Raw genomic sequence first — 7547 nt, forward strand, 5'->3', positions numbered from 1 at the left:
ATGTTAGAAGTTACACCAATACTGAATACTTCAAATAAAAAACCATTGTACCAACAGCTTTACCAATACATTAAAGATGAAATTGTTTCTGGTAAAATTCAAACTGGGGCTCGTCTTCCATCTATTCGCCAATTATCTAAACACCTTGCAGTAAGTCGTAATACAGTGGAAACTGCTTATCAGCAATTAATAATGGAAGGTTATGTAGAAAGTAAACCACGCAGTGGACTTTTCGTCATTGATATAAAATGCGAACTGCCTCTACTCCAACCAAGACATAATCCAATTATTGAAGAAAATAAAAATGTTCAACAAAATATCGATATCGATTTTCGTTATGGACACGTGGATTCAGAACATTTCCCTTATGCAATTTGGAGAAAATTAACGCTAAATATTTTACATCCTAATGAAAAACGCTTATTTTCGTATGGAGACTCTCAAGGTGAATATGAATTACGTTTAGAATTAGCAAAATATCTTCGTCATTCTCGAGGTGTGGAATGTTCACCAGAACAAATTGTTATTGGGGCAGGGATACAACCGTTAATAAGCATAGTATTTCATCTGATTAACTCTGAGGGAACCACAGTTGCGATGGAAGAACCAGGATACGACGGAGTAAGGGCCGTTTTGGAAAATCATAGGTTGACAGTAAAAGCTATTCCCTTAGATAAATATGGTATAAATATAGATACTTTATACAAAAGTACAGCAAATGTTGTTTATATAACCCCTTCACATCAATTTCCCTCTGGGTTAATCATGCCCTTTTCTAGAAGACTACAGTTACTAAAATGGGCAGAAACACAAAATGGCATTATAATTGAGGATGATTACGATGGAGAATTTCGATATGTCGGTAAACCAATTCCTGCTTTACAAGGTCTTGATACAAACAATAATGTAATATATATAGGGAGTTTATCTAAATCACTTCTCCCATCTATTCGTTTAGGCTATATGATTCTTCCCCTCCCCCTTTTAAAACGTTATAAACAAAGTTTTCAGTTATATGATCAATCTGTTTCTACTATTCATCAAATGACATTACACCAATTTATTAAACAAGGCTATTGGGAAAGACATTTACGAAAAATGAGAAAAGTTTATCAAAGGAAACAAACTACTCTTATAACCGAAATTAAAAGGCGTCTAGGACAGCGAGTAAGTATAACCGGTACAGAAGCAGGATTACATATTCTATTAGAGGTTAAAAACGGAATGTGTGAAGAGGAATTAATAAACCAAGCATTAAAATTCAAAGTTGGTGTCTATCCTGTTTCGAGACACTGGAGAGGCAATTCAAATCGACAATTAAACATGGTTCAAATTGGTTTTGGTGGGGTAACAGAAGAAAAAATCATAGAAGGAATTAAACGACTTGAAAAAGCATGGTTCATGAAATAGAATCACCCTTATTTCATTTAATCTATTTACATTTGTGTGCGGACATTCTAAGCAATCATATTTTTGTGGTTCTCATGTTACATACAAAACGAAGCGACTTCGGGTGATAAGCATACTGCTTTGTAGCATCACCTAAAGTCGCAAAAATAAATCTAACCACAACAGCTTACCTTATTTTCTAACATTACCTTCAGTAACGTTACCACTTCCACCTTCAATACTCACCAAGGTCCCATCTGTATCGATGATATTATGAAGAATGTCATTGTTGTTAGATGAACCTGTTAACCGAATCCCGATATTCGAAAACCCATTGTAGGTTTCGATTTCATTTCCTATTATGTCATTATGACTTCCTGGTGCTAGTCGTATGATTGATTCAGGCGCTAATGAAGAATCTAATTGTTGGATTATGTTTTCTCTAAACGTATTGTTATTTGCTTGAACAAGAATCCCATGAATCCTTGAATCTCTAACAGTGTTATTTGAAATCTCATTATATTGCGCACCTGTTAACACAAAAATGCCTCTTGGGTAATTTTCGATTAGGTTATTCTCAACGATGTTGTATTCTCCACCGTTTGGAATTCGAATCCCCCCATAAGAGTCAGCTTGCTGACTCTTATTAATAATTTGATTATAGGTAACCGTACTATACGTAGCACGTGAAAGGTTAATCCCACTACCTCCGCTTGAGTTAGTGATTCGATTATTTGTTATTACATTATGTCGGACATCTCCAACTGCGTGGTTCTCACTGCCAAAAGCAATCGCATGACCACTTGTGTTATCGAAAATGCTTTCTTTAATAAGGGAATTTTTTAATCTCCTTAATAGAGCGCCAATCGTTGCATCGCGAATTTCAACTCGTTCTAATGTTAAGTTACTAACATCGGAATCAATATTAATACCCCCTACTAGGCCCAATCCACGTGCTTCTCGGCTCGTACGGTCAGCATCAATTGTCAAATCAGAGACATTTACATTTAATTCATTAGAGTTGCTACTAATCAGTGGATTTCCTACTACATAATTAGGGCTTGTTCCTACTTTCTTTAAAATCGTTTTTCCTATCCCATCCCCTATAAGATTCACATCAGAATGAAAACGAATCACCTCGTCAAACGAATAGGTTCCAGCAGGGATATAAACAGTTCCTTCGACTCCTCTATCGTAAAAATATTTCATAGCAGCATGTAATGCATCAGTTTGCGATTCCTCTACTCCTGCAGTTACGCCAAAATCTCTAGCGTTAACCACTTCATTCGCTTTAACTTCATTGCTTAAAGCTAGTAATAGTAAACTAGAAATCAAAATCAGCAATGCTACCTGTCTGCTTTTTAATACATCAAAGTTCGTCATCCTCTTCCTCCCCAAATTATTTGAACTTATAAACATCACAAATATAAGAGAAGCCGCCATAAGACGGCTTCTAACTGCTTACGGTTGGACTACACCTACACCAGCATATTGAGTAACAATGGATTTTACATCCTCCACTGGAGTTAGAGTGTAGTTATATGGCACGGTATAGTTTGTTGTTGATGATGTCGGCTGGCTTCCTGTACTATTTACATAAAGATTATTTGATACGTTCCAGTAGCCAGGTTTGCTACTATACCAATAGCCTAACGGGTCCTTTGAGTTTTCGAAAAGGTTGTTTTCAACTAGAAGCTCAGCCCCCATACGTGCATTAATCCCTGTGTCAATAATTCCTTCAAAATAGTTGTTATACAAGTGACCTTTTCCGTAGCGGAAACTAGGGACACGAGAGTTTAGATTTTGGAAATGATTATGGTGAAAGGTAATGTTTCTTTCAGCGTTGTCACTATCAGATGACCCCATTAACATCGCTTTCCACCCATCATGAACATAGTTCCAAGAAAACGTAATATTATAGGCGTCACGCTTTACATCGAATAGTCCATCATAATAATCTTTATTCACATCTAAACTGGCATATAGTTCATTATGGTCGACCCAGATGTTATTAGAAGGGCCTTCAATACTTATCGCATCTTTGTCCCCAGTGTTGACTTCATGGATCGTGAGGTTGCGAATGATAATGTTATTTGCTCGCCAAACTTTTATGCCTATTCCATCGAGTTCACCATTTGTACCGACACCTAAAATAGAAACATCAGATACATCTTTAATGTTGATTTTACTATCAGACGTATTATTCGGAGTAATTGTTCCATCAACATAAATCGTTAACGGTGTATAATCATCCTTGTTCTTTAATGCCTGGATAATCTCGTCCCCTGTTTGAACAGTGACCGTCTCTCCACCTTCGCCACCAGTTGTTCCACCATCGAATGTCGCAAAACCTGTCATGCTAAAATCGGGCGTACTAGCAGAGACCGATTGTAAGGACAAACCAACAATTAAAGTAAACACTAGACTAGACACAATCATTTTCAACCAGCTTTTTCTCATCTTTACTCACGTCCTTTTTAAAATTTTGGATTCATAGAGTAAATCTTAAGAAGTAGATTCGCCCCTCCTTTCTATTAAGTTACTAAAAGCGTAACATGTTTCAGACATCAAACAATAATCATCTTTTCATATATTATACTCTTTAGTTATTTTTTACCAAACTAATCTTGTTAATTGCAAAATATTCATACTATTCTAATACTTATGACTGATTATTATACAAATTTTCAAAATATCAAAAATCTTTTTTTGTGACTTCTTTCATACTATCCGTAACAAAATCTAACATAATGATTATTGGTATTTAACAACTACCACTTTAAAAGTGTAATAAAATTAGCCCCAACAAGGTATCATTACCTTTTGAGGCTCTTAGTCGTGTATTTAGTTATGAAGCGTTTCGTCCAATCGCGCCCTTACCTTGTTCAATTTTCCTTGCGCCTCATATTCTATTAATTCCGGTTGATGATGTAACATCAAACAAATAACATCCTCTCAAAAATACCTAATGACTAATCTCTACTGTTTTTTTAAATAAAAGTCCAAGATAACGATATGTGATGTTCACGCTGTTAATCGTACTATCAACGACATTTAGTCCATAGCTTGTATCCTCTTCCGTTGCCGTTCCATTATTTAAATTTTCAAATTGGGTCAACGGTGTTGTATCAGGCTGAATCGTCACTTTTTCAATACTGCCCATATTGTTCAATTACCGAATTACGAAAATCATCTGTTACGTTAAACCCTTTTAAAGGATTACTTACCTATATTGTTACGTTTTCTGGTTGGTCATTACCATTAACAAACACTTTTTCAACCTTAGCTTGACTAAACCCTTTACCCGCCAATTTTTTTTAATTATTCAAGTAGTCTTCGCTACTCTTCAAGTGGCATTTGATTCGCAGTTCATCACGGTGCCTCCAACACATTATTCTAACTAACTATTTAAAGCGAAATAACTTAAACTGAAATAAAAAAATTGCAACAAGCTACGACAATAAATCATTATTTTGCTTCTATTTTGAGAACCATCTCATCCGTTCCATCAAAGCCTATTGATTCATAAAGGTTTCTAGCATGTGATGATGCTAATAACCGAATCGTTTTTATTTCCTTTTGTGTCATCCATTCTATGACTAAATTTGTTAAAAATCTAGCATACCCTCTTTTTCTAAAATCTGGCTCGACATACACATCCCCAATAAATCCGTACTCATTTTCTTTGTAAAAGCAATATGGGATATCCTCTTTAATAAAGGCACCTGCACAAGCAATGATTTGATGATTGTTTTTAATGATAAAATGCTGTGCCTTTTCAGTTTCATATAATTCTTTATAAGTCGTTACAACTTTTTCTAAAAAATCATCTCTTAAGATTAATTCCATCTCGACATCCTTAAACATTTTATATTTTAATAAAGCAATCGCAGTAATATCTTGTATACTCGCAACGTTGTTCATATTCATCCCTCCAGTGATGAAAACTGTGTTTAGAAATTTCTAAATACTTCTCTTATTTTCTGGCTTTCCTATAAAACTAAGAAGATCTATATCGACTAAAGGTTTATCATTAAAACGCGGAATAACATGCAGGTGACAATGCGAGAGGTACTGACCCGAAGCTGTATTCGTATTCCAAGCAACATTATATCCCTGGGGATTAGTGCTTTTGATCCAAATATGCCTTCACGGTTTTCTATATATCAAATGTAGCATTCTTCTGTTAATTCATATAGATTTGCTCGTTGTTTATTGGGGATAATGAGTCTAGAACCAATTAATATTTCTTGCGCATTTGAGTGAAATACAGTGCTCATTACAAAAAATAACTTTTTGTCTTACTTCTAATTTGTAGTTACAAAGTACAATCATTTCGAATATCTATCACTCTCTTACCTTCCATGATCCCGCTCTTTTCTATAGATTTAGAATCTCTACTAGTTCGGACAAATCGTTTACTATATAGTCCGCCTTAACGTTCGTCCATTGAGGAGCTTTTTTCCAAATCGCTTTCATACCAGCATTTTGAGCACCTTGAATATCATTATCTGGATGGTCGCCAATGTATACACTATTAATCGAGGCAACGTTTAACTTTTCTAAGGCTCTATGAAATATTTGGGGGGCTGGCTTCTTAATCCCTTCCGTTTCTGATACTAAAATAACATCAAAATATGCTTCAATTCCTAAAGCTTGAATATTATCCATCTGAAACTGCCTCTTTCCATTTGTTATCATTCCTAATCGAATGTTATTACGTTTTAATTCATCTAACATTCCAATAAGATTTGGAAAGGGGACGCAGTAATGTTTAAATTCTCGAATATAATCTTCGAGTAGATATTCCCATGGTAATCCTTTAATTTCAAATTCTTTTACTAGTTCTTGATAGACTTTATCCTTCCACACATAGCCCCGCTCATCTAACTCGATAAACCTTGTGATATACTGTTCTTTCGGAATATGACATAAAACTTTATTCAATCTTTCATATTGATGGTCAACGAATCGTTTTACTGATTCATCACGATTTAATAACGTGCCGTCTAAATCAAACAGTACCGCCTTATACATATGAGTCACTCCAATAATTTGCTTTTTGTTATGAATTAATATTTTAGTATAATAAAAAGAATCATTATGTTTGTTTCAAATCATATTCCATGAGTAGCGCTGTTTGAACCGCCCTTTCTTTCCCTAATAATTTTCCGACTACATACAAAGACATATCGATACCTGCGGATACACCCGCTGAAGTAATTATTTTACCATTGTCTACATACCGAACTGATTCAACTATTTCACATGAGTTTGTAGCCGCTTTTTTTAATTCTTCAATAACTAGTCGATTCGTTGAAACGCTTTGATCTTCTAATAGATTTGATTGGGCTAAAATTAAAGCACCTGTACAAACAGAAAGCACCAGCTCAGCTTTATGAGATACCTTGGTTAGCGACTCAGTAATTGTTTTATTGTTCATTTCTTTTCTCGAACCCCACCTCCCGGAATTAATACGATGTCCGGATCCGGGCACGTATCAAGTGAATAGGTAGGATTGATACTAAGATTACCTAAAGCTTTTTACAGAGGTTGCATGCTGAGCTACAGTATAAACGTTGAAATCTTTTCCCGAACGACTTCCTACACTAAAAACCTGAAAAGGACCTGTGAAATCTAAAATTTCAACATTTTCATAGATTAAAATCGCAACATTTCTAGGTTTGATTTCGTTTTCCATCTTCATACTTCCCATAAAACAGGAAAAAGCATTCGGAAAATCCAAATGCTTTGCCCAGGCGTGGGGCGAATTAAGTATGTACTCCCTCGTGGTTTCCCACGCTACGCCAGTTATACATACCACATATTATCTATTTCTACTTTTATCATAATTTTCAAATTGTTTCAATTAATTTTCTGTTTATTTTGCCATCTGATTATTTTCCTTTGAAATGTTTTCCTGCTATTAATTAGAAAAATGAATGTAGAAGACTTTGGTTCGATCGCTTCAAGTGAATGAGATAACTAAACTCAAACAGGATTAAATATGTGCATACTAAAAAAGCATAACCCAATGGGTTATGCTTTATCTGCCTGGCAACGTCCTACTCTCGCAGGAGGAATCCTCCAACTACCATCGGCGCAAAAGAGCTTAACGACCGTGTTCGGCATGGGAACGGGTGTGACCTCTTCGCTAT

The 7547-nt window shown here is 35.3% G+C and carries 9 protein-coding genes, 1 rRNA gene and 1 riboswitch; of the genes, 1 reads left to right on the forward strand and 9 read right to left on the reverse strand.

What is annotated here, in order from left to right; genetic code table 11:
* Nucleotides 1–1410, forward strand: a complete 1410-nt coding sequence (pdxR, locus tag B1R93_RS19785) for a MocR-like pyridoxine biosynthesis transcription factor PdxR (protein WP_088105636.1) — start codon at nucleotides 1–3, stop codon at nucleotides 1408–1410.
* Between the two features lie 171 nt (nucleotides 1411–1581).
* Here pdxR and B1R93_RS19790 read toward each other — a convergent pair whose 3' ends face one another.
* From B1R93_RS19790 to rrf, 9 genes are all read right to left on the reverse strand, one after another.
* The gene (locus B1R93_RS19790) at nucleotides 1582–2772 is read right to left on the reverse strand and encodes a right-handed parallel beta-helix repeat-containing protein (protein ID WP_088105637.1); all 1191 of its coding nucleotides are present in this window, start codon (nucleotides 2770–2772) and stop codon (nucleotides 1582–1584) included.
* Between the two features lie 78 nt (nucleotides 2773–2850).
* Nucleotides 2851–3849, reverse strand: a complete 999-nt coding sequence (locus B1R93_RS19795; protein ID WP_165763891.1) for a pectate lyase family protein — start codon at nucleotides 3847–3849, stop codon at nucleotides 2851–2853.
* 505 nt (nucleotides 3850–4354) lie between these two features.
* Complete coding sequence (locus B1R93_RS19800) at nucleotides 4355–4552, reverse strand: hypothetical protein (RefSeq protein ID WP_088105638.1); 198 nt, start codon at nucleotides 4550–4552, stop codon at nucleotides 4355–4357.
* Nucleotides 4553–4857: 305 nt separating this feature from the next.
* Nucleotides 4858–5313 (reverse strand): GNAT family N-acetyltransferase, encoded by a 456-nt coding sequence (locus tag B1R93_RS19805; protein ID WP_165763892.1) that lies wholly within the window; start codon nucleotides 5311–5313, stop codon nucleotides 4858–4860.
* 39 nt (nucleotides 5314–5352) lie between these two features.
* Nucleotides 5353–5532, reverse strand: a complete 180-nt coding sequence (locus B1R93_RS23990) for an HIT family protein (RefSeq protein WP_133058688.1) — start codon at nucleotides 5530–5532, stop codon at nucleotides 5353–5355.
* A gap of 237 nt (nucleotides 5533–5769) precedes the next feature.
* Nucleotides 5770–6426 (reverse strand): HAD family hydrolase, encoded by a 657-nt coding sequence (locus B1R93_RS19810; protein WP_088105640.1) that lies wholly within the window; start codon nucleotides 6424–6426, stop codon nucleotides 5770–5772.
* A gap of 64 nt (nucleotides 6427–6490) precedes the next feature.
* Nucleotides 6491–6886: a DJ-1/PfpI family protein gene (locus B1R93_RS23535; RefSeq protein WP_342587536.1), complete on the reverse strand. Its 396-nt coding sequence runs from the start codon at nucleotides 6884–6886 to the stop codon at nucleotides 6491–6493.
* A 33-nt stretch (nucleotides 6887–6919) separates the two neighbouring features.
* The gene (locus B1R93_RS23540; RefSeq protein WP_245308332.1) at nucleotides 6920–7090 is read right to left on the reverse strand and encodes a type 1 glutamine amidotransferase family protein; all 171 of its coding nucleotides are present in this window, start codon (nucleotides 7088–7090) and stop codon (nucleotides 6920–6922) included.
* A gap of 45 nt (nucleotides 7091–7135) precedes the next feature.
* Nucleotides 7136–7214: riboswitch (ZMP/ZTP riboswitch) on the reverse strand.
* Nucleotides 7215–7441: 227 nt separating this feature from the next.
* Nucleotides 7442–7547 (reverse strand): 5S ribosomal RNA (rrf, locus tag B1R93_RS19820); the annotation flags it as partial.

It is taken from the genome of Halalkalibacter urbisdiaboli (genome assembly GCF_002156385.1).
Classification (GTDB): domain Bacteria; phylum Bacillota; class Bacilli; order Bacillales; family Bacillaceae_D; genus Halalkalibacter_A; species Halalkalibacter_A urbisdiaboli.

Excerpts from the sequence above, each read along its gene's own strand:
- pdxR (WP_088105636.1), top strand. The coding sequence starts at position 1 with ATGTTAGAAGTTACACCAATACTGAATACTTCAAATAAAAAACCATTG.
- B1R93_RS19790 (WP_088105637.1), bottom strand. The coding sequence starts at position 2,772 with ATGACGAACTTTGATGTATTAAAAAGCAGACAGGTAGCATTGCTGATT.
- B1R93_RS19795 (WP_165763891.1), bottom strand. The coding sequence starts at position 3,849 with ATGAGAAAAAGCTGGTTGAAAATGATTGTGTCTAGTCTAGTGTTTACT.
- B1R93_RS19800 (WP_088105638.1), bottom strand. The coding sequence starts at position 4,552 with ATGGGCAGTATTGAAAAAGTGACGATTCAGCCTGATACAACACCGTTG.
- B1R93_RS19805 (WP_165763892.1), bottom strand. The coding sequence starts at position 5,313 with ATGAACAACGTTGCGAGTATACAAGATATTACTGCGATTGCTTTATTA.
- B1R93_RS19810 (WP_088105640.1), bottom strand. The coding sequence starts at position 6,426 with ATGTATAAGGCGGTACTGTTTGATTTAGACGGCACGTTATTAAATCGT.
- B1R93_RS23540 (WP_245308332.1), bottom strand. The coding sequence starts at position 7,090 with ATGGAAAACGAAATCAAACCTAGAAATGTTGCGATTTTAATCTATGAA.